Origin of the sequence: Microbacterium sp. Root280D1, from assembly GCF_001428975.1 — a bacterium.
Classification (GTDB): domain Bacteria; phylum Actinomycetota; class Actinomycetes; order Actinomycetales; family Microbacteriaceae; genus Microbacterium.
In genome coordinates, this window is record NZ_LMJK01000002.1 from 1128428 (window position 1) to 1149599 (window position 21172).

The 21172-nt window shown below is 66.9% G+C and carries 21 protein-coding genes and 2 tRNA genes; 3 read left to right on the plus strand and 20 right to left on the minus strand.

Going from position 1 to position 21172, the window contains the following annotated elements; all coding sequences use genetic code 11:
• The first annotated feature begins 148 nt into the window (after nt 1-148).
• Entirely contained in the window at nt 149-2200 is a 2052-nt protein-coding gene (locus ASE34_RS11685) for a M3 family metallopeptidase (RefSeq protein ID WP_056278924.1), read from the plus strand.
• Between the two features lie 22 nt (nt 2201-2222).
• Here ASE34_RS11685 and ASE34_RS11690 read toward each other — a convergent pair whose 3' ends face one another.
• From ASE34_RS11690 to ASE34_RS11745, 12 genes are all read right to left on the minus strand, one after another.
• Entirely contained in the window at nt 2223-2759 is a 537-nt protein-coding gene (locus tag ASE34_RS11690; protein ID WP_056278925.1) for an NUDIX hydrolase, read from the minus strand.
• Nucleotides 2756-4024 carry an ATP-dependent Clp protease ATP-binding subunit ClpX gene (clpX, locus tag ASE34_RS11695; protein WP_053096617.1) on the minus strand — a complete coding sequence of 423 codons (1269 nt, stop codon included), beginning with the start codon at nt 4022-4024 and terminating at the stop codon, nt 2756-2758. The genes ASE34_RS11690 and clpX overlap by 4 nt, the downstream gene beginning before the upstream one ends.
• Nucleotides 4025-4585: 561 nt before the next feature.
• Nucleotides 4586-5020 (minus strand): DUF4304 domain-containing protein, encoded by a 435-nt coding sequence (locus tag ASE34_RS11700; RefSeq protein WP_056278926.1) that lies wholly within the window; start codon nt 5018-5020, stop codon nt 4586-4588.
• Between the two features lie 50 nt (nt 5021-5070).
• Nucleotides 5071-5922, minus strand: a complete 852-nt coding sequence (locus ASE34_RS11705) for an aldehyde dehydrogenase family protein (protein WP_053096636.1) — start codon at nt 5920-5922, stop codon at nt 5071-5073.
• On the minus strand, nt 5919-7361 hold the full coding sequence (locus tag ASE34_RS11710; RefSeq protein WP_053096638.1) for an aldehyde dehydrogenase family protein: 1443 nt from the start codon (nt 7359-7361) through the stop codon (nt 5919-5921). The genes ASE34_RS11705 and ASE34_RS11710 overlap by 4 nt, the downstream gene beginning before the upstream one ends.
• A gap of 10 nt (nt 7362-7371) precedes the next feature.
• The gene (deoC, locus tag ASE34_RS11715) at nt 7372-8373 is read right to left on the minus strand and encodes a deoxyribose-phosphate aldolase (protein WP_056278927.1); all 1002 of its coding nucleotides are present in this window, start codon (nt 8371-8373) and stop codon (nt 7372-7374) included.
• Nucleotides 8370-9305 carry a sugar-binding transcriptional regulator gene (locus ASE34_RS11720; protein ID WP_056278928.1) on the minus strand — a complete coding sequence of 312 codons (936 nt, stop codon included), beginning with the start codon at nt 9303-9305 and terminating at the stop codon, nt 8370-8372. The genes deoC and ASE34_RS11720 overlap by 4 nt, the downstream gene beginning before the upstream one ends.
• A gap of 157 nt (nt 9306-9462) precedes the next feature.
• Nucleotides 9463-10104, minus strand: a complete 642-nt coding sequence (locus tag ASE34_RS11725) for an ATP-dependent Clp protease proteolytic subunit (protein ID WP_042540774.1) — start codon at nt 10102-10104, stop codon at nt 9463-9465.
• Between the two features lie 20 nt (nt 10105-10124).
• A complete protein-coding gene (locus ASE34_RS11730; protein ID WP_053096644.1) occupies nt 10125-10721 on the minus strand; it encodes an ATP-dependent Clp protease proteolytic subunit in 597 nt (198 codons plus the stop codon).
• A gap of 81 nt (nt 10722-10802) precedes the next feature.
• A complete protein-coding gene (locus ASE34_RS11735; RefSeq protein WP_056279120.1) occupies nt 10803-11297 on the minus strand; it encodes a tetratricopeptide repeat protein in 495 nt (164 codons plus the stop codon).
• A gap of 82 nt (nt 11298-11379) precedes the next feature.
• Entirely contained in the window at nt 11380-12900 is a 1521-nt protein-coding gene (gene tig, locus ASE34_RS11740) for a trigger factor (protein ID WP_056278929.1), read from the minus strand.
• A 62-nt stretch (nt 12901-12962) separates the two neighbouring features.
• Nucleotides 12963-13036: transfer RNA gene (locus ASE34_RS11745), tRNA-Pro, on the minus strand.
• A gap of 109 nt (nt 13037-13145) precedes the next feature.
• On the opposite strand from ASE34_RS11745, the gene ASE34_RS11750 reads away from it, so the two are divergent.
• Both ASE34_RS11750 and ASE34_RS11755 read left to right on the plus strand, forming a co-directional pair.
• Nucleotides 13146-13219 (plus strand) — tRNA-Gly (locus tag ASE34_RS11750).
• 113 nt (nt 13220-13332) lie between these two features.
• Entirely contained in the window at nt 13333-14535 is a 1203-nt protein-coding gene (locus ASE34_RS11755) for a hypothetical protein (RefSeq protein ID WP_056278930.1), read from the plus strand.
• Nucleotides 14536-14608: 73 nt separating this feature from the next.
• Here ASE34_RS11755 and ASE34_RS11760 read toward each other — a convergent pair whose 3' ends face one another.
• The 8 genes from ASE34_RS11760 to rapZ all read right to left on the minus strand — a co-directional run bounded on the left by ASE34_RS11760 (nt 14609) and on the right by rapZ (nt 21157).
• A complete protein-coding gene (locus ASE34_RS11760; protein ID WP_042540778.1) occupies nt 14609-14962 on the minus strand; it encodes an RNA polymerase-binding protein RbpA in 354 nt (117 codons plus the stop codon).
• Nucleotides 14962-15210: a preprotein translocase subunit SecG gene (secG, locus tag ASE34_RS11765; protein ID WP_053096652.1), complete on the minus strand. Its 249-nt coding sequence runs from the start codon at nt 15208-15210 to the stop codon at nt 14962-14964. The genes ASE34_RS11760 and secG overlap by 1 nt, the downstream gene beginning before the upstream one ends.
• Before the next feature lie 81 nt (nt 15211-15291).
• On the minus strand, nt 15292-16083 hold the full coding sequence (gene tpiA / locus ASE34_RS11770) for a triose-phosphate isomerase (protein WP_053096653.1): 792 nt from the start codon (nt 16081-16083) through the stop codon (nt 15292-15294).
• The gene (locus tag ASE34_RS11775) at nt 16074-17288 is read right to left on the minus strand and encodes a phosphoglycerate kinase (protein WP_056278931.1); all 1215 of its coding nucleotides are present in this window, start codon (nt 17286-17288) and stop codon (nt 16074-16076) included. The genes tpiA and ASE34_RS11775 overlap by 10 nt, the downstream gene beginning before the upstream one ends.
• 10 nt (nt 17289-17298) lie before the next feature.
• Nucleotides 17299-18309, minus strand: a complete 1011-nt coding sequence (gap, locus tag ASE34_RS11780; protein ID WP_053096657.1) for a type I glyceraldehyde-3-phosphate dehydrogenase — start codon at nt 18307-18309, stop codon at nt 17299-17301.
• Between the two features lie 115 nt (nt 18310-18424).
• A complete protein-coding gene (locus ASE34_RS11785; RefSeq protein ID WP_042540783.1) occupies nt 18425-19051 on the minus strand; it encodes a superoxide dismutase in 627 nt (208 codons plus the stop codon).
• 187 nt (nt 19052-19238) lie between these two features.
• Nucleotides 19239-20216 carry a DNA-binding protein WhiA gene (gene whiA, locus ASE34_RS11790; protein ID WP_056278932.1) on the minus strand — a complete coding sequence of 326 codons (978 nt, stop codon included), beginning with the start codon at nt 20214-20216 and terminating at the stop codon, nt 19239-19241.
• A 68-nt stretch (nt 20217-20284) separates the two neighbouring features.
• A complete protein-coding gene (gene rapZ, locus ASE34_RS11795; protein WP_053096659.1) occupies nt 20285-21157 on the minus strand; it encodes an RNase adapter RapZ in 873 nt (290 codons plus the stop codon).
• Nucleotides 21158-21172: the final 15 nt, after the last annotated feature.

Below are 21172 nucleotides of genomic sequence, written 5' to 3' on the forward strand. Positions count from 1 at the left end.
ACGGTACTCTTGCAAAGACTTCTTTGCAAGCTAATCTTTGCAAATTAACCTTTGCACGCGTCTGCGTCATACGGCCAGAGCCCGTGCCGTCACGGACGCCGCCGCCGGGAAGCGAGTCCCTGTAGCGGGTGATGGCTAGGCTCAGAGGATGACCGACGTCGCGAATCCCCTGCTTCAGCCGTCCACGCTCCCCTACGGTCTTCCCGACTTCGCTGCCATCAGGCCCGAGCACTACCTGCCGGCATTCCAGGCCGCGTTCGACGAGCACCTCCGAGAGATCGCCCGGATCACGATGGTGCGCTCGATGCCCACCTTCGAGAACACGATCGAGGCGCTGGAGCGCTCAGGAGAGCTGCTCGACCGCGTCGCGCATGCGTTCTACACCGTGACCTCGGCCGATGCGACGCCGGAGATCCAGGAGATCGACGAACAGCTCGCTCCTCTCATGGCGGCCCATCAGGATGCCATCACTCTCGACGCTGCGCTGTACTGGCGCGTCCAGCAGGTGCACTCGCACCTCGACGATCTCGAGCTCGATGATGAGCAGCGGTACCTCGTCGAACGGCACCACCGCGAGATGACCCACGCGGGCGCGGCCCTCGGCGACGAGGCGAAGAGCAGACTCACCGCCCTGAACCAGCAGCTGTCGACGCTGAACAACACCTTCGAGCGCAACCTCCTCAACGACACGAACGACCTCGCGGTGGTGTTCGACTCGCCGGAGGAGCTCGCGGGCCTCAGCAGCGGTGAGCTCTCCGCAGCGGCTCGCTCGGCGGCGGATCGCGGCCTCGACGGACGCTTCGTCATCTCCCTCCCGCTGTTCACCGGGCATCCGTACCTGGCGCAGCTCCGCGATCGCGAGTCGCGTCGCCGCATCCTGGCGGCCTCGCAGTCGCGCGCGTCGCGTAACAACGGGAACGACAATCGTCCCGTGCTCGCCGAGATCGTGCGCCTCCGCGCCGAGCGCGCGGCACTGCTCGGCTATGCCTCGCACGCCGCGTACGTGACGGCAGACGAGACGGCCGGCACGCCGGACGCGGTCGAGCGGATGCTGCGCGATCTCGCGGCGCCATCTGCACGCAACGCACGAGCCGAGAAGGAAGCCCTGCAGGCGATCGTCGACGAGACCGAGGCGACGCCCTTCGCGGTCGAGGCGCACGACTGGGCTTTCTACACGGAGAAGGTGCGGACCGCCCGATACGCGATCGACACGAGCGCGCTCCGTCCGTGGTTCGAGGCCGAGCGGGTCCTGAAGGACGGCGTGTTCTTCGCTGCGACGAAGCTCTACGGGGTGACGTTCACAGAGCGCCGGGACCTCCGGGCCTACCACCCGGGTGCAAGTGTGTTCGAGGTGAGGGACGCGGACGGGAGCGCGGTCGGACTGTACGTGCTCGATCTCTACACCCGCGACTCGAAGCGCGGTGGCGCCTGGATGAATCCGATCGTGAGCCAGTCGCGCCTGCGCGGGACGCTGCCCGTGGTGGTCAACAACCTCAACGTGGCGCTCCCCGGAGAGGGAGAGCCCACGCTGCTCACCCTCGACGAGGTCACGACGCTCTTCCACGAGTTCGGCCACGCTCTGCATGGCCTTTTCGCCGTCGTCACCTACCCGCACTTCGCCGGAACGAACGTCTTCCGCGACTTCGTGGAGTTCCCGAGTCAGGTGAACGAGATGTGGATCCTGTGGCCCGAGGTCCTCGACAACTATGCCCGGCATCATGAGACGGGAGAGCCGCTCGACCCCGCGATCGTCGAACGACTGCGCGCGACAGAGACGTTCAACCAGGGCCACGACACGAGCGAATACCTCGCAGCCGCCTGGCTTGACCAGGCATGGCATCGCGTGAGCACGCAGACGGAGATCCTCGACGTGGCCGACTTCGAGGCCGCCGCCCTCGCCGACATCGGACTCGACGATCCTGCCGTGCCGACCCGCTACTCGTCGACCTATTTCGCACACGTCTTCTCGGGCGGATACAGCGCCGGCTACTACTCCTACATCTGGAGTGAGGTTCTCGACGCGGACACCGTCGAGTGGTTCCGCGAGAACGGCGGACTCACCCGCGAGAACGGCGACCGGTTCCGCTCCCGTCTCCTCGGCGTCGGAGGGTCCAAGGATCCGCTCGACGCCTACCGCGATTTCCGCGGGCGCGATGCAGAGATCGCACCGCTCCTGAAGCGGCGCGGACTCGAGGCGTGATCAGGTCGCACGCCGCGTGACCTCAGCGGTCGAGCAGCTCCATCGCCTTGTACCAGGTGAGCTGGTGGTAGCTCTGCGCGAGGTGATCGCCGAGGCCGTCGAGAGACACGACGTGCACGGCGATCGCCTCGCTCTCATCGAGCGACTGCTCGGTGACTCGCACGCAGCCCCGCGCGAGGAAGTGATGCACCCGGTTGGTGTGGCTGCCGAAGTTGGCCCAGGTGGGACCGAGGTCGATCATCTCGTCGGGCTCGTACCCGGTCTCCTCGCGCAGCTCGCGGATGGCGGCCGCTTCCGGTGACTCGCCGGCCTCCAGACCGCCACCGATCGTCCCGACCGCGACGATTCCTGCACCATGGCGATACTCGTCGACGACGATCGCGTGGCCATCCCGATCGACGGCGAGCACCGAGATCCAGTCGCCGTATTCGAGCACGTAGTACGGAGCGATCGAGTGTCCTCGCTCGTCGACGCAGTCATCCGCGCGCACGCGGATCCAGCGGTCTGCATGCACCAGCTTGCTGTCGACCACCCGCCAGGGCGAGGGAGCGGAACTCACGCGCTCTTGCGCTTGCGCTCCATCACGATCGTCGGCGGAGCGCCCTCGTCGACGGCCGCCTGGGTGACGATGACCTTGGCGACGTCTTCGGCCGAGGGGATCTCGAACATGATCGGACCGAGCACGTCTTCGAGGATGGCCCGCAGTCCGCGAGCGCCGGTCTTGCGCTCGACGGCGAGGTCGGCGATCGAACGGAGCGCGCCCTCTTCGAATTCGAGCTGAACGCCGTCGAGTTCGAACATGCGCTGGTACTGCTTGACGAGTGCGTTGCGCGGACCCGTGAGGATGTCGATGAGCGCATCCTGGTCGAGCGGAGACACCGATGTCACGACCGGAAGACGACCGATGAACTCGGGAATCAGACCGAACTTGTGCAGGTCCTCCGGAAGCACCTCGCTGAACAGGTCGAGGTCCTTGCCCTTGTCGTGCAGCGGAGCACCGAAGCCGATTCCGTGCTTGCCGACGCGTGCCGACACGATGTCCTCGAGGCCCGCGAAAGCGCCCGCGACGATGAACAGCACGTTGGACGTGTCGATCTGGAGGAACTCCTGGTGCGGGTGCTTGCGCCCGCCCTGCGGGGGCACCGATGCGACCGTTCCCTCGATGATCTTCAGCAGGGCCTGCTGGACGCCCTCACCTGAGACATCGCGGGTGATCGAGGGGTTCTCCGCCTTGCGGGCGATCTTGTCGACCTCGTCGATGTAGATGATGCCCTGCTCTGCGCGCTTGACGTCGTAGTCCGCCGCCTGGATGAGCTTGAGCAGGATGTTCTCGACATCCTCGCCGACGTAGCCGGCCTCGGTGAGCGCCGTGGCGTCCGCGACAGCGAACGGCACGTTGAGCTTCTTCGCGAGGGTCTGGGCGAGGTAGGTCTTGCCGCATCCGGTCGGCCCGATGAGCAGGATGTTGCTCTTCGCGATCTCGACGCTCTCGGCCTTCTGCTCGGCCGTCTGGAGGGTGCCGTGCGCGCGGATCCGCTTGTAGTGGTTGTACACCGCGACGGCCAGTGCCTTCTTGGCTGGCTCCTGTCCGACGACGTACTCCTCGAGGAAAGAGAAGATCTCGCGCGGCTTGGGGAGTTCGAAGTCCGCCGTGCCGTCGGCGGAGGACTCGGCCATCCGCTCCTCGATGATCTCGTTGCACAGCTCGACGCACTCGTCGCAGATGTACACACCGGGTCCTGCGATGAGCTGCTGCACCTGCTTCTGGCTCTTTCCGCAGAACGAGCACTTGAACAGGTCAGCGCTTTCGCCGATACGGGCCATGCGCGTCCTCCTAGGGGGGATCCTGAGATCGTCTACTGAGCCTAACCGCTGCATCCGACACCGGGACGCATTGGCGCGGCGTCGTACATCTCGAGTCCGTATCGCCCGTCCGCGTCTGCTCCGCCCAGACTCCGCGCAGAGCATCGGCGGGCACGTTATCTGCGCCAGGCGAAATAGCCCGTCACCGAAGGCGAAGGGATATCAGTGCGACCCTGTGCGATGTAGTGCGTCTCGACGGCAAGGACCTGGCCACTGTCCGTGGCGACGCGGGTCCTCCCGGAACCGAATGCCGTGGGCCAGCATGCGCGCGTGCTGCTGCTCGAAATCATCGGTCTCGAGAGAGAACGCGACGTCGCCAGCGGCTTGGCGGCCAGCTCGCAGGGGTTCCCGCACCATGCCGTCATCGCACGATCAGGAGTTGCCGGGTCTCTGATCGGCAGTGCCGGTCCACTCGAACGATGCCGAATGCTGAGAGCCCCGTAGCTGATGCTGCGGGGCTCTCGTGCGCGCGGGGGGCGGATTCCGCCGACGCTAGACCAGGCTCTTGGTGTGCCAGACGGTCTACGTGTTTCCAGGCTCGGTCAGGTCACCCGTGGCCATGCAGAGCTGCATCGCCGGAAGCACGACGTCGACGATCAGGTCAGCGATCTCGACCGCGAGCTCTCGGCGCCCCCTCCCGCTCGCATCGAGCGACCACCAACGGTCCTGGCCGTCGATGAGTTGCCCTGCTCGCACCTCCCAGAACTCTCCTATGCGCCCGTATCCGACGTTCGGCGACGGCTTCGCCGGATAGTGTCGCTCCGCGCGCACCTGGTTCCAGAAGGCTTTCGGGATCACCTGCGCGTTGATCGTCAACCTCGACCGACTGCTCGTACTCGCAGCCGACGTCTGAATACCGACCTGAGCGAACCAGTCGGCATCGGGGAACACGAACGTCCGCTCCGTACCTCGAAATCCCGCCGCCCGCAGAATCGGCGCGACATCTTCTCGCAGCATCGAACGCAGCTGCTCTTGCGCAGTAACCGTCGCTGAGGTCACGACTCAAATCAGACGAGGCTCTTGGTGTGCCAGACGGTCTTGACCTCGGTGAAGGCGCCGATGCGCTCCGGAGACGCGGTGACCGCGCCGGGAGTCAGCACGCGCTTGAGCGTCTCGGCGGCGGCGATCTGCATGTCGATCCACTCGAGATCGCCGGCACCGGCCAGATCGAGCGCATTGACGTCCTGGTGCGAGGCGAGCCAGGGCGCCATCTCGGCGGGAGACCCGGTGAGCACGTTGACGACGCCCCCGGGCACATCGCTCGTGGCGAGCACCTCAGCGAGGCTGATGGCCGACAGCGGGAACCGCTCGCTCGCGATCACGACGACCGTGTTGCCTGCGACGAGCGCAGGAGCCACGACCGAGACAAGACCGAGCAGCGCGGAGTCCTGCGGTGCGACGATCGCGACCACGCCGGTCGGCTCCGGCACCGAGATGTTGAAGTACGGACCCGAGACCGGGTTCGCGTTGCCCGCGACCTGCGCGTACTTGTCGCACCAGCCGGCGTACCAGACCCAGAGGTCGATAGCTTCGTCGACCTGCGCGGCGGCGGCGGACGTGGAGACGCCCTCCTGCGCGGCGATCTCGTCGATGAACTGCGCGCGGCGACCCTCGAGGACCTCGGCGACCCGGTACAGCACCTGCCCGCGGTTGTATGCGGTGGCGCCGGACCACCCCTTCACGGCGGCACGTGCGGCCACGACGGCATCCCGTGCGTCCTTGCGCGAGCCCTGGGCGGCGTTCGCGAGGAATGCCCCCTTCGCCGACAGCACCTCGTAGGTGCGGCCGGACTCGCTGCGCGGGAAGGCGCCGCCGATCGCCAGCTTGTAAGTCTTCGGAACGGTCAATCGCTTGCTCATGCGGAGGCCCCCTTCAGGTATGCGGTGAGACCCTGACGTCCGCCTTCACGGCCGTATCCGGACTCCTTGTAGCCGCCGAACGGACTCGACGGGTCGAATCGGTTGAACGTGTTCGCCCAGATGACACCGGCACGCAGACGGTCGGCGACCGCGAGGATGCGCGAGCCCTTGTCCGACCAGATGCCGGCGGAGAGGCCGTACGGCGTGTTGTTCGCCTTGGCGATCGCCTCGGCCGGCGTACGGAACGTCAGCACCGACAGGACGGGCCCGAAGACCTCGTCGCGGGCGATGCGATGCGACGCCTCGACACCGGTGAAGATCGTCGGAGCGAACCAGAACCCCTTGTCGGGGATCGCGCAGTCCGCGGTCCAGCGCTCTGCGCCCTCGGCCTCGCCGATGTCGCTCAGCTCACGGATGCGGGCGAGCTGTGCCGCCGAGTTGATCGCGCCGATGTCGGTGTTCTTGTCGAGCGGGTCGCCGAGGCGCAGCGTCGACAGGCGGCTCTTCAGGCGATCGATGACCTCGTCATGGATCGACTCCTGCACGAGCAGTCGGCTTCCGGCGCAGCACACATGCCCCTGATTGAAGAAGATGCCGTTCACGATGCCCTCGACGGCCTGGTCGATCGGCGCGTCATCGAACACGATGTTGGCGGCCTTGCCGCCGAGCTCGAGCGTGACCTTCTTGTCGGTCCCCGCGACGGCCCGTGCGATGTCGCGGCCGACACCGGTCGACCCCGTGAAGGCGACCTTGTCGACGTCGGGGTGACGCACGAGCGTGGCCCCCGTGGAACCGGCACCCGTGATGATGTTGACGACACCGGCCGGCAGATCCGCCTGCTGCAGGATCTCTGCGAAGATCAGCGCCGTCAGCGGCGTGGTCTCCGCAGGCTTGAGCACCACGGTGTTGCCTGCCGCCAGAGCAGGAGCGAGCTTCCACGCGAGCATCAGCAGCGGGAAGTTCCAGGGGATGATCTGCCCGGCCACGCCGAGCGCACGCGGGTTGGCGCCGAGTCCGGCGTAGTCGAGCTTGTCAGCCCACCCCGCGTAGTAGAAGAACCAGGAGGCGACGAGAGGCACGTCGACATCGCGGCTCTCCTTGATCGGCTTCCCGTTGTCGAGGCTCTCGGCGACCGCGAGCTCGCGAGCCCGCTCCTGCACGAGACGTGCGATGCGGAAGAGGTACTTGCCGCGATCGCGGCCGCTCATCTTCGACCAGGTCTTCTCGTAGGCGCGACGCGCGGCGGCGACCGCCCGGTCGACGTCCGCGTCGCTCGCCGAGGCGATCTCGGCGATGTGGCTCTCGTCAGCCGGCGAGATCGTCGCGAAGCTCGAGCCCGATCCGTCGACGAACTCGCCGTCGATGAACAGTCCGTAGCTGTCCTTGAGGTTGAGTACTGCTTTCGACTCCGGTGCCGGAGCGTATTCCAGGAATGACATATGCGGGCTCCTAGTCGATCGTGACGTAGTCGGGGCCGGAGTAGTGGCCGGTGGTGAGCTTCTGGCGCTGCAGCAGCACGTCGTTCAGCAGGCTCGAGGCGCCGAAGCGGAACAGGTGCGGCTGGAGCCATTCCTCCCCCACGGTCTCGGCGACCGTCACGAGGTACTTCACCGCATCCTTCGACGCGCGGATCCCGCCGGCGGGCTTGACGCCGATGCGCTCTCCCGTACCCCGGTGCCAGTCGCGCACCGTTTCGAGCATGAGCAGCGTCGTCGGCAGCGTCGCCGCCGGCTGCACCTTCCCGGTGGAGGTCTTGATGAAGTCGCCACCGGCGAGGATGCCGAGCCACGATGCGCGCTTGATGTTGTCGTAGGTGTTGAGCTCGCCGGTCTCGAGGATCACCTTGAGCGAGGCGTATGAACCGTCGGCACGACGGCATGCCTCTTTCACCTGGGCGATCTGGTCGTACACGAGTCCGTATCGGCCCGAGAGGAACGCTCCTCGGTCGATGACCATGTCGATCTCGTCGGCGCCGGCCGCGACCGCTTCGGCGGTGTCGGCCAGCTTGATGGCCAGCGAAGAACGTCCGCTGGGGAACGCGGTGGCGACCGCGGCGACCGAGATGAGTCCGTCATCCGGATCGCCGTGCAGAGCGCCGAGCGCCTCGACCGCGTCGCCGACCATGTCGCCGTACACGCAGACGGCGGCGACCCGGGGGGTCGTCGGGTCGGCGGCATCCGGGTTCTTCGCCTTGGCGACCAGCGAGCGCACCTTGCCGGGGGTGTCGGAGCCTTCGAGGGTGGTGAGGTCGATCAGCTTGATGATCGTGTCGAGTGCCCAGGCCTTCGACGTGGTCTTGATCGAACGCGTGCCGAGTGCGGCCGCGCGCTGCTCCAGGCCGACGGTGTCGACACCCGGGAGTCCGTGCAGGAACCGGCGGAGCGTGGCGTCATCCGGCTCACCGCCGAGAACGTCCACCGCCGATCTGCGGCTGAGTTCTTGGGTCGTCATCGTTCCTCCAACAATGCTCGTGCTGTGGTCTCATCTGTCACCAGAACGCTGCACAGGCCGCTGGTCACGACTGTGCGCGCGATGTCATGCTTGGCGTCACCGGCGGTGACGAAGATCGAGCGCTTCGCGGCGCGCAGGCGCCCGAGGTCGACTCCGACCGTCCGGGCGTCGAGCTGCGGGTCGACGATGTTGCCGTCGGCGTCGATGTACCGCCCGAGGACGTCGCCTACGGCACCACGGCGCGCGAGCTCTTCGACATCGGATGCCGAGAGGTAGCCGTTCTCGACATGCGCGGAGGTCGCATCGCAGGGCCCCGCGGTGAACAGGAACGCCTGCGCCTCGGCCGCTTCGACGAGGACGGCCGCGACGGTGCGGTCGGCTTCGATCGCCTGCTTGGTCTCGACGCGTTCGAGGATCGCCGGGCTCGGCAGGAGGGACACGTGTCCGGATGCACGCTGGGCGATGGTGACGGCGAGGCCCGCGGCTCCGCCCGAACGGCGGTTGAGGCTCACTCCCCCGTTGAGCTGCACGACGGTGACGCCGGTCGCCCATCCTTCGGGCAGCGACTCTGCGACGGCGCGCAACGTACGCCCCCAGCTGACGCCGAGCGTGCGGGGCACCGGCCGCATCGCAGTGAGGTAGTCGGCCGCGGCCTGGGCGACCCGCTCGAGGGTCCCGTCATCGCCGTCCGGGGAGGGAACGACGACGGCAGCCGTGAGGCCATGGCGTTCGACGAGCTGGCGCTCGAGTCCGAGTCGGCGCGCACGCGGGTGCACGATCTCGATGCGGACGATGCCACGCTCTCTGGCCTGTGTGAGAAGGCGCCCCACCTTCCAGCGGGACAGCTTGAGGAGGGCGCCGATCTCGTCCTGCGTCTTGTCCTCGTCGTAGTACAGCTCGGCGACGCGGACCATGATCAGTTCTTCTTCCATGGCATCCTCCTTCCGTCTCCAGCATACGTCCGTAGCACCGTTCGCGCACCCTGATGCTCATATGAGCATTGACGCTTCCAGTGGTCGCACATTCGCCGGAGACGACGAAAGGACGCCGACCCTGAAGGGCCGACGTCCTCTCACCATGGAGATGCGATCACATGCGCTTGCGCGAGGTGAGCACCTGGTCGACGATGCCGTAGTCCAGCGCCTCAGCCGCGGACAGGATCTTGTCACGGTCGATGTCGCGGTTGACCTGCTCAACCGACTTGCCCGTGTGACGAGCCATGGTCTCCTCGAGCCAGGTGCGCATGCGCAGGATCTCGGCCGCCTGGATCTCGATGTCGGATGCCTGCCCGTGCCCCGCCTCGCCCATCGCCGGCTGGTGCATGAGCACACGGGCGTTGGGCAGAGCCAGGCGCTTGCCGGGGTGACCGCCTGCGAGCAGCACCGATGCGGCCGAAGCCGCCTGGCCGAGCACCACGGTCTGGATCTGCGGCGCGACGTACTGCATCGTGTCGTAGATCGCCGTCATCGCGGTGAACGAACCACCGGGCGAGTTGATGTACATGGTGATGTCACGCTCGGAGTCCTGGCTCTCGAGAACGAGCAGCTGCGCCATCACGTCGTCGGCCGACGCATCGTCGACCTGGACGCCGAGGAAGATCACTCGATCTTCGAACAGCTTGTTGTAGGGGTCCTGGCGCTTGAAGCCGTATGCCGTGCGCTCCTCGAACTGAGGAAGCACGTAGCGGCTGGAGGGCAGGTCGCCGGCAGAGCGGAAGGTGGGTGCGTACATGAGAGTCCTTTCGCTTTCCGTTACTTGATGTCCTGGTCGGTTCCGCCGCCACCGATGACGTCGGTGGCCGAGTCGCGGATGTGATCGACGAAGCCGTACTCGAGCGCCTCGTCGGCGGTGAACCAGCGGTCGCGGTCACCGTCTTCATTGATCTGCTCGACCGACTTGCCGGTCTGCGCCGCGGTGATCTCGGCGAGGCGGTTCTTCATCGAGGTGATCAGCTGCGCCTGCGTCTGGATGTCGCTCGACGTTCCGCCGAAGCCACCGTGCGGCTGGTGCAGCAGCACGCGGGCGTTGGGCGTGATGTAGCGCTTGCCCTTCGTGCCCGCGGTCAGCAGCAGCTGACCCATCGATGCGGCCATGCCGATGCCCACGGTGACGATGTCGTTCGGGACGAACTGCATCGTGTCGTAGATCGCCATGCCCGCGGTGATCGATCCACCGGGCGAGTTGATGTAGAGGTAGATGTCCTTCTCGGAGTCCTCTGCGGCGAGAAGGAGGATCTTCGCGCAGATCTCGTTCGCATTGTCGTCGCGCACCTCCGATCCCAGCCAGATGATGCGGTCTTTCAACAGTCGGTCGAAGACGCTCGTAGCGAGGAGGGGTTCTGCAGCCATGTCAGCTCCTGATTCCGTGTTTCAGTGATTCGAATCTACCGGCGACAACGCAGCGCTCAGGCCGTGTTCGCCGTCGGCATATCAGGCGTCGAGTTCCGCGATCTCGTGTGCGTACGCGGTCATCGAGCGGTGGTACCGCGGCAGGTGCGGCACGAGTGCGAGGAGAGCGACCGACAGGCCCCGCGCCGGGCGTCCGGAACTCGCCAGGATCAGCGCGTGGACCGTCGCCACGGCATCCCGGTAGGGGCCGTCCGCCGAGAGCTCCTCCTCCGCACGGATGACGGCGAGGGCATCGTCGTACTCGCCCAGATTGCGCAGTGAACTCGCCAGCTGGATCACGCACTGCGGGCGGTGCTCGTCGTCGAGACCCAGTGCGAGCGCACGCCGGTAGAGTTCGACTGCCTCGGCGGGGCGGCCGGCCGAATCACGTGCCCCGGCGCGCTCGAACTCCGCGCGGGCGTCATCGACGCCGCGCTCGGCGGCCAGCGCGTCGATCCGGGCGATCGTCTGGTCTCCGACCTCTTCGCCGGACGCGTCGTCCCACACCTCGTCGATGCGTTCGTCCCAGGTCTTCATGGTCTCCTCGTTCATCTGCTCTCCCCGCTGACGCGAAAGGGGCGGATGCCGCAGCATCCGCCCCTCATGAGATCGTGTCCGATCACTCCGCCTTGTCGGCAGCCTTCTTGGCCGGAGCCTTCTTGGCTGCGGGCTTCTTCGCGGCGGGCTTCTCAGCGGCCTCCGCGTCGTCGGCCTTCTTCGCGGGCGCCTTCTTCGCAGCGGGCTTCTTCGCGGCCGGCTTCTCAGCGGCGTCGGCGTCGTCGGCCTTCTTCGCGGCAGCCTTCTTCGCGGGAGCCTTCTTGGCCGGCTTCTCGTCGGCAGCCGTCTCGGACTCGGCCTCGTCGTCGGTCACGACGAAGTCGGACAGATCGACGGGCTTGCCGTTCGTGTCGACGACCTTGACCTTGCCCAGGGCGATCGCGAGGGCCTTGTTGCGGGCGACCTCTCCGACGAGCGCCGGAAGCTGGTTCGACGACTGCAGAGCCTCGACGAACTCCTGGGGAGCCATGCCGTACTGCGAGGCGGACTGGATGAGGTACTGCGAGAGCTCCTCCTGCGAGACCTGCACGTCAGCCTGCTCGGCGATCGTGTCGAGCAGAACCTGCGTGCGGAACTGCTTCTCGCTGGCCTCGGTGACCTCGGCGCGGTGCACGTCGTCCTCGAGGCGGTTCTCACCCTCGAGGTGGTTGTGCACCTCGTCCTCGATGAGCTTCGGCGGCACGGGGATCTCGATCTGCTCGAGCAGCGTCTCGACGAGCTTGTCGCGAGCCGCGGAACCCTGAGTGAAGACGCCCTGCTGCGAGACGCGCTCGGCGAGGCTCGCGCGGAGCTCGGCGATCGTGTCGAACTCGCTCGCGATCTGCGCGAAGTCGTCATCGGCCTCGGGGAGCTCGCGCTCCTTGACCGCCTTGACGGTGACGGAGACCTCCGCCTCGGAGCCGGCGTGGTCGCCGCCCACGAGCGCAGAGCGGAACGTGGTGTCCTCACCGGCGGTGAGGGATTCGATCGCGTCGTCGATGCCCTCGAGCAGCTCACCCGAGCCGACCTCGTAGGAGACGCCCTCGGCGCGGTCGATCTCCGCACCGTCGATCGTGGCGACCAGGTCGAGCTCGACGAAGTCGCCCTTCGCGGCGGGACGGTCGACGGGAACGAGCGTTCCGAAGCGCGCGCGCAGGTTCTCGAGCTCTGCGTCGAGCGCGGCGTCGTCGGCCTCGACGGCGTCGACCGTCAGGGTGATGCCGTCGAATGCCGGGACCTCGATCTCGGGACGCACGTCCACCTCGATGTCGACCAGGAGGTCGCCCGAGAAGTCCTTCTCGTTCGGCCACTGGGTGATGTCGGCGGCCGGACGTCCGACGACGCGGAGCTTGTGCTCGACGGTCGCGTCGCGGAAGAACTTGTCGAGGCCCTCGTTGACCGCGTGCTCGATGACCGCGCCACGACCGATGCGCTGATCGATGATCGGAGCGGGGACCTTGCCCTTGCGGAAGCCGGGGATCTGGACGTCCTGAGCGATGTGCTCGTAGGCGTGCGCGATGCTGGGCTTGAGGTCGTCAGGGGTGACCGTGATGCTGAGCTTGACCCGGGTCGGGGTCAGCTTCTCGACGGTGCTGTTCGCCATTCTGGTGTGCTCTCCTTGTGATTTCCGCGCTGAATCGCGGCTGTCAGGCCGTTGAAGCCATGTCGGGGCGACAGGAGTTGAACCTGCGACCTCCCGCTCCCAAAGCGGGCGCTCTACCAAACTGAGCTACGCCCCGGGGAATCCGCATGCAGATTCAGCCCCACCGAGTCTAACGGACACGAGCACCTCCGTCAGTCCGCTATGATCGATGAGTCGGCACAGTCCTCCCGGATGCAGCTGACAACGGGGCTGTAGCTTAGTGGTAAAGCCTCTGTCTTCCAAACAGATGATGCGAGTTCGATTCTCGTCAGCCCCTCCACTCGAGAAAGGCCCCCGCGATGCGGGGGCCTTTCTCGTCCCCGGGGGTTCTCGCACCGGACGGCTCACTGATTAGAGTCATCATGAGCCGGTTCCCCACGGAGGTCCCCCCGCATGACTGCATCCGTCGACGTGGCCACCTCCCCCGCCGGAGGCCACGCACTCCCCCCGCACTTCGCCAGCACCGACGACGCAGCGCCGAAGCGCCGAGGACGGCGCATCGGGTTCATGCTGGGCGCTGCGGGAGTCCTGGTCGCGGCGGCCGTCGGCGTGCTCCAGGTCACCGCCAGCCTCGGATACGACGCGGCACGCGCCGAGTTCGACGCAGCGGCGGCCTCGGCTCGCGACAGCGCGACGACGGTCCAGCAGGAGCTCGACACGCTCACATCCGTTACCGATGTCGCTGATCTGCTGAAGACGGCCGATACCGGCGTCCTCACCGTGCCCTCCGCGAGGGACGCGCTCACGACGGCGTCGACGGATGCCGATGAAGCAGCCGGCCCGGCGGAGGAACTGCTCACCGAACCGCTGCCTTCGGCGGATTCCAAGCCGTCGGCGTTCTGGGAGCTCTTCGCAGCATCCGATCAGCTCGCCGTCGACGCCGGCGACCTGGACGAGCTGGCTGCCGACCTCAACGCGGCGACACCTGCGATGACCGCCGCCAGTGCCGAAGTGACCGAGGCCGGCGTGGCCCTCCTGCGCTCGGCGGCCGACGCAGCCCCGGCTTTCGAGTCGGCACACCTCTCGGCCAAGAACGACGCCGTCATCGCCCTGCGCGATGCGGCGTCGCGAGTACCCGACACCATGCTCCTCGATGTGACGGCGGTCGAATCACTGGTGTCCATGCAGGACGCCGCAGGACAGGTCGTGGCGACCGAACAGGCCGAACTCGCCGAGAAGGCGGGACCGCTGCAGGGCGATCGCCTCGAGATCGAGGCCTTCGCCCGGTCGCTCGCACCCGGGGTGCTGCTCGAGTTCGACTGGAACCAGATCGTCAACAACGCCGGTTCCAACGGCAGCATGGGAGGCCTCACGACCTGGTGGTGGGACGATCCCGACCGCGCCGCCATCGAGCTGTCGAACTCGGTCGCCGAGCAGTGGCCGGCGGACCGGAGCAAGGCTCTCATCGCCCACGAGGTCGGCCACGCGATCAGCGTGAAGTGCGAGGACATGTACGACTCGTCGACGCAGGACAGCATCGAGAAATGGGCCACGGCGTGGGCGATCAGCATGGGCTTCACCGACGATGCCAACGGCGTCTGGGCGTACGGCTACCCGCCTCAGTCCTACATCGACGCCGCGTACGGGTGCCGGTGAGCACGTCCGCCTGGTACGAGAGAAGCCGCCGCGATCGGATCGCGGCGGCTTCTGTCAGGAGATCAGATCGAGGTCACTGACCCCGACGCTCACGCAGCTGGGTGAGCGCATCTTCGAGAAGCTGGACGGCTTCTGCGTCGGTGCGACGCTCCTTCACATACGCGAGATGCGTCTTGTAGGGCTCCGGCTTCGCGAGGGCAGGCGGGTTGGCCTTGTCGCGACCCGCCGGAAGACCGGACTGCGGGTGGTCGATCGTCTCGGGGATCTCCTCTTCAGGGAGCCCCGCGGCGAAGTAGCGGACCGTCTCGTTGCCGAGACCGTCCCAGTACGAGACCGCGATGCGGTCGGCGTGGTAGCCGTGGTCCTGCTCGCCCATGGGGCCGGAACCCACTCGGGTCCCTCGGATCGCGTTGCCGCCGGTAGCCATCAGATCACCTCGAACTTCGTGATGAGACCGAGCGCCACGATCGACACGAACCACGCCAGAGCGAGGATGACCGTGAAGCGATTGAGATTGCGCTCAGCGAGACCCGACGAGCCGACAGCTGACGTCATGCCTCCACCGAACATGTCGGAGAGGCCGCCACCGCGACCCTTGTGGAGGAGGATGAGGAGAGTCAGCAGGACGCTGGTTATGCCCAGCACCACCTGCAGGACGAACTCGAGAATTTCCACGAGGAAGAGCCTTTCGCTGGGGCAGGATTGCCCCGGTAACGGTCAAGTATACGGTGCGGCGGGGCCGGAGCCCCGCCACACTCACACGCCGACGTGCTTCTCGAAGCGGATGATCGCCGCGAACTCGTCGACCACGAGGCTCGCGCCTCCGACGAGTGCGCCATCGACATCAGGCTCGCGCATGAAGCTGGCGATGTTGGCCGCCTTGACCGATCCGCCGTACAGGATCCGGGTACGCGCCGCAGCGTCGTCACCGAGAACCTTGGCGATCACCGTGCGCAGCGCAGCGCAGACATCCTGCGCCTGCTGCGGCGTCGCCGCCTGCCCGGAGCCGATGGCCCAGACCGGCTCGTACGCCACGACGATGTCCGCATCCTTCGACAGACCCTGGAGAGCGGCCTCGAGCTGCCCCGCGGGCACTGCGCTGGCCCCGAACTTCTCGAGGTCCTCAGCCGTCTCCCCGACGCAGATGACGGGCGACAGACCGTGCTTCAGCGCGGCCTTCGTCTTGGCCGCGACGACGTCATCGGACTCCGCGTGGTATTCACGGCGCTCCGAGTGACCGATGATCACGTACTTCGCATCGAGCTTCGCCAGGAAGGCTCCCGAGATCTCGCCGGTGTAGGCGCCGGAGTCGTGAGCCGAGAGGTCCTGCGCGCCGAGGGCGAACGGGATCTTGTCGGCGTCGATGAGCGTCTGCACGCTGCGGATGTCGGTGAAGGGCGGGAAGACCGCAACCTCGACCGAGCCGTCCTCGTGCTTGGCGTCCTTGAGCGTCCAGTGCAGCTTCTGCACGAAGGCGACCGCCTGCAGGTGGTCGAGATTCATCTTCCAGTTTCCCGCGATCAGCGGGGTACGGGTGTTCACACCCATCCGAGCACCTCCAGGCCGGGTAGTTTCTTGCCCTCGAGGAACTCGAGGCTTGCGCCGCCGCCGGTCGAGATGTGACCGAACTGGTCGTCGGTGAAGCCGAGCTGACGCACGGCCGCGGCCGAGTCTCCGCCGCCGACGACGCTGAGGCCGTCGACCTCGGTGAGCGCCTGCGCAACGGCCTTGGTGCCGCCGGCGAAGGCCGGGAACTCGAACACGCCCATCGGGCCGTTCCAGAACACCGTCTTCGACCCACGGATGACCTCCGCGAACCGCGCAGCCGTCTCCGGGCCGATGTCCAGGCCGATGCCGGAGGAGCCGAACGCGGTGCTCTCGATGGCGTCGGCGGCGGTGACCTCGTGCTCCGCATCAGCGGAGAACGAGGATGCGACGACGACATCGGTCGGGAGCACCAGCTCCACACCGCGCTTCTCGGCCTCGGCGATGTAGCCGCGGACCGTCTCGAGCTGGTCCTCTTCGAGGAGGCTGGACGCCACCGCGTGGCCCTGCGCCTTCAGGAAGGTGAACAGCATGCCGCCGCCCACGAGGATGCGATCCACGCGCGGCAGCAGGTGCGAGATGACTCCGAGCTTGTCGCTGACCTTCGACCCGCCGAGGACGACCGCGTACGGGCGCTCGGGGTTCTCGGTGAGACGGTCGAGCACGTCCAGCTCGGCTGCGATGAGTAGACCGGCGGCCGACGGCAGCAGCTCGGCGAGGTCGTAGACGCTCGCCTGCTTGCGGTGCACGACACCGAAGCCGTCGGAGACGAGGACGTCTCCGAGCTCTGCCAGCTGAGCCGCGAAGGCGCCGCGCTCGGCGTCGCCCTTCGAGGTCTCCCCCGGGTTGAACCGCAGGTTCTCGATGACGACGATGCCGCCGTCCTCGAGCGAGGCCACGGCCTCCTGCGCCGACTCGCCGACGGTGTCGCGAGCGAACGCCACCGGCTTGCCGAGCAGCTCGGACAGCCGCTGGGCGACCGGCGCGAGACTGTACTGCGGGTCGGGCGCACCGTCGGGGCGGCCGAGGTGCGAGCACACGATGACGCGGGCGCCCGCGTTGATCAGTGCGTTGAGGGTAGGCAACGAGGCGCGGACACGGCCATCGTCCGTGATGATCCCATCCCGCAGGGGGACGTTGAGATCACAACGGACGATGACGCGCTTGCCCTCGAGCGAACCCAGTGAATCCAGGGTGCGCAGAGTCATGGGAGATGTCTCAGAGACGCTCTGCCACGTACTCGGTCAGGTCGACGAGACGGTTGGAGTAACCCCACTCGTTGTCGTACCAGCTGGAGACCTTGACCAGGTTGCCGCTGACGTTGGTCAGCGTGGCGTCGAAGATCGACGAGTGCGGGTTGTGCACGATGTCGCTCGACACGATCTGGTCTTCGTTGTACTGCAGGAAACCGGCGAGGCGTCCGTCGGCAGCAGCCTTCTTGTACGCCTCGTTGACCTCTTCGACCGTGAGGTTCTCGCGGTCGGTGATCAGCGTGAGGTCGACGATCGAGCCGGTGGGAACCGGAACGCGGTACGACGAGCCGCTCAGCTTGCCCTGGAGCTCGGGCAGAACCTCGCCGATCGCCTTCGCGGCACCGGTCGACGCCGGGGTGATGTTGATCGCTGCGGCGCGTGCGCGACGCAGGTCGCTGTGCGGACCGTCCTGCAGGTTCTGGTCTGCCGTGTAGGCGTGAGCCGTCATCATGAAGCCACGGTCGATGCCGAAGGCGTCGTTGAAGACCTGGGCCAGCGGGGCGAGGCAGTTGGTCGTGCAGGAGGCGTTGGAGATGATGTGATCCGTCTCCGGGTTGTACGTGTCCTCGTTCACGCCCATGACGAACGTGCCGTCGACGCCGGTGCCGGGAGCCGAGATGAGGACCTTCTTGGCCCCTGCCTCGATGTGCTTCTTGGCCAGCTCGGCCTTGGTGAAGAAGCCGGTCGACTCGATGACGATGTCGACGCCCAGCTCGCCCCACGGGAGGCCGGCGGGGTCGCGCTCGGCGAACGCCTTGATGGCCTTGCCGTTGACCGTGATGCTCTCGTCGTCGTAGCTGATGTCAGCATCGAGGACGCCGCCCACGGAGTCGTACTTCAGAAGGTGGGCAAGGGTCTTGTTGTCGGTGAGGTCGTTGACAGCGACGATCTCGATGTCCGCTCCCTGCGCGAGAGCCGCGCGGAAGTAGTTGCGTCCGATACGGCCGAAGCCGTTGATACCGATCTTGACAGACACTCAGGTCTCCCTGTTTCTCGTGCGCTGTGCGCAGCAATCGTGCGTGCGCGGTGCGCGGGGGTTTTTGGCTGAGATGGCGTCCCGACGAGACTTGGCCCGTCGGGACGCGACCCGATTACGACAGTACCAGCAGGCCGTTCGTCTTCTCGCGGGCGACCTCGAAGCGCTGGGCGACGTTCTCCCAGTTGGCGATGTTCCACGCGGCCTTCACGTAGTCGGCCTTGACGTTGAGGTAGTCGAGGTAGAAGGCGTGCTCCCACATGTCGAGCTGGAACAGCGGCACGGTGCCCTGTGCCGTGTTCGACTGCTGGTCGAACAGCTGCTGGATGATCAGGCGCTGGCCGATCGAGTCCCAGCTGAGGACGGACCATCCGGAGCCCTGGATTCCGAGGGCGTTCGCGGTGAAGTGCGCCTGGAACTTCTCGAAGGAACCGAAGAACTCGTCGATGGCTGCCTTGAGCTCGCCCTCGGGCTGTCCGCCGCCGGTCGGCGAGAGGTTGGTCCAGAAGATGGAGTGGTTGACGTGACCGCCGAGGTTGAACGCGAGGTCCTTCTCGAGCTTGTTCACGTTCGCCAGGTTGCCGCTGTCGCGCGCCTCGGCGAGCTGCTCGAGGGCGGTGTTGGCGCCGGCGACGTAGGTCGCGTGGTGCTTGTCATGGTGCAGCTCCATGATCTTGCCGCTGATGTGCGGCTCGAGGGCTGCGAAGTCGTAGGGAAGGTCGGGGAGCGTGTAGGTCGCCATGTCGCTTTCATCCAATCCGCGCCGCGCCGCGGCGCTTGCCGATCCTCTGCGCCGCCGATGTGCGACGTAGAGCGGACGTAACTCATCCTAGTGACGACAACGCGTCGCCGACCCTGATCCTTCCCCCATATGACGAAGCGAGGCGACCCCTTGACAGGGATCGCCTCGCTGATGTCGTTCGCTGTGGTCAGACGTCGAGACCCGCGGGCACGGCTGCTTCCGTTCCCGGGATGCCCTCCTGCTGGGCACGCTTGTCCGCCATCGCCAGAAGACGGCGGATGCGGCCGGCGACGGCGTCCTTGGTCATGGGCGGATCGGCGTGGTGACCCAGCTCGTCGAGGCTCGCGTCGCGGTGCGCGAGACGCAGCTCACCCGCGACCTTGAGGTGGTCGGGCACCTCGTCGGCGAGGATCTCCAGGGCCCGCTCGACGCGCGCGCAGGCGGCGACGGCGGCCTGCGCGGAGCGACGGAGGTTGGCATCGTCGAAGTTGACGAGACGGTTGACGCCCGCACGCACCTCGCGACGCTGGCGCATCTCCTCCCAGGCGACCGCGGTCTTCTGAGCACCCATCTCGCTGAGGATGGTGCGGATCGCCTCGCCCTCACGCACGACGACGCGCGGCATGCCTCGCACCTCGCGCGCCTTGGCGGCGACACCCAGGCGATGCGCCGCGCCCACGAGTGCCATGGCGGCCTCGGATGACGGGCAGGCGACCTCGAGCATGGCCGATCGGCCGGGTTCGCTCAGCGTTCCCGCGGCGAGGAACGCACCCCGCCAGAGACCGGCCACTTCAGCGCGAGAGCCAGTGGTGAGACGGTTGGGGAGTCCGCGGACCGGACGCCGACGCTGGTCGAGCAGACCGGTCTGGCGTGCGAGGGTCTCCCCCGAGGCGATGACCCGGACAGCCCATCGCGCGCCGTCATTCACCGTGCTCGACTGCACCTGTGCGATCTCCGGTCGGACCCCGTAGATCTCGGCGAGGTCTCGCGCGACACGCTGCGCGAGGATCTCGGCATCCACCTCCGCCTCGACGGCGACCCGCCCGGCGATGGAGTGCAGTCCGCCGGCGAACCGGAGGATCGAGGTGACCTCCGCGACACGCACCGTCGGGGGTGCATTACGGATGCTGACCAGCTCAGCCTTGACGTCGGTCGTTAGTGCCACGACACTCCTCTACGCTCACGCGCCGGATCGCGGCGCAAACCTCCAGCCTACTCTGACGGAGGCTCTTGCTATTCCCTGCCGAGGTCCCGGTGACGCACGTTGACGGCCACTCCCGGCACGGAGGCGAGCCGACGGGCCAGCTCCTCCGCCATGGCCACGGAGCGGTGCTTTCCGCCGGTGCAGCCGATCGCGACGGTCGAATGGCTCTTGTTCTCGCGCTGATACCCCTCGAGCACCGGAGTGAGTGCCGCCGAATACGAATCGAGGAACTCGGCGGCGCCCTCGCGTGACAGCACGTAGTCCCTGACGGACTCGTCCTGACCGGTCAGGCCCCGCAGCTCTTCGTTCCAGAACGGGTTCGGGAGGAAGCGCATATCCGCGACCAGGTCGACGTCGGTCGGGAGACCGTACTTGAAACCGAAGCTCATGAGCGTCACACGATGCCTCGCTGCGCCCGCTTCCGAGAAGAGGTCGGAGACCTGGGTGGCGAGCTGATGGATGTTGAGTGCGGAGGTGTCGACCACGAGATCGGCCGATTCGCGGATCGGCGCCAGTCGCTGGCGCTCGACGCGGATGCCGTCGAGCAGAGTGCCGTCCCCCTGCAGCGGGTGGGGTCGGCGAACCGCCTCGAACCGACGCACGAGCACATCGTCCGACGCGTCCAGGAACAGCACGCGGACGGAACCACGCGATCTCAGCGCCCTCGCGACGCCCGGGAAGTCGTCGAAGAGGTTGCGCCCGCGAACGTCGACCACCGCTGCGACCTTCGGCAGAGCGTCACCGCCCATGTCCGTGAGGTCGAGCAGCGGTCGGAGGATCTGCGGCGGCAGGTTGTCGACCACGTACCAGCCGAGGTCCTCGAGTGCGTTGGCTACCGTCGTGCGCCCTGCGCCCGACATGCCCGTGACGATGAGGAACTCGCCTTTGTCCCCGTCAGTCATGGTTACTCCTTCTCC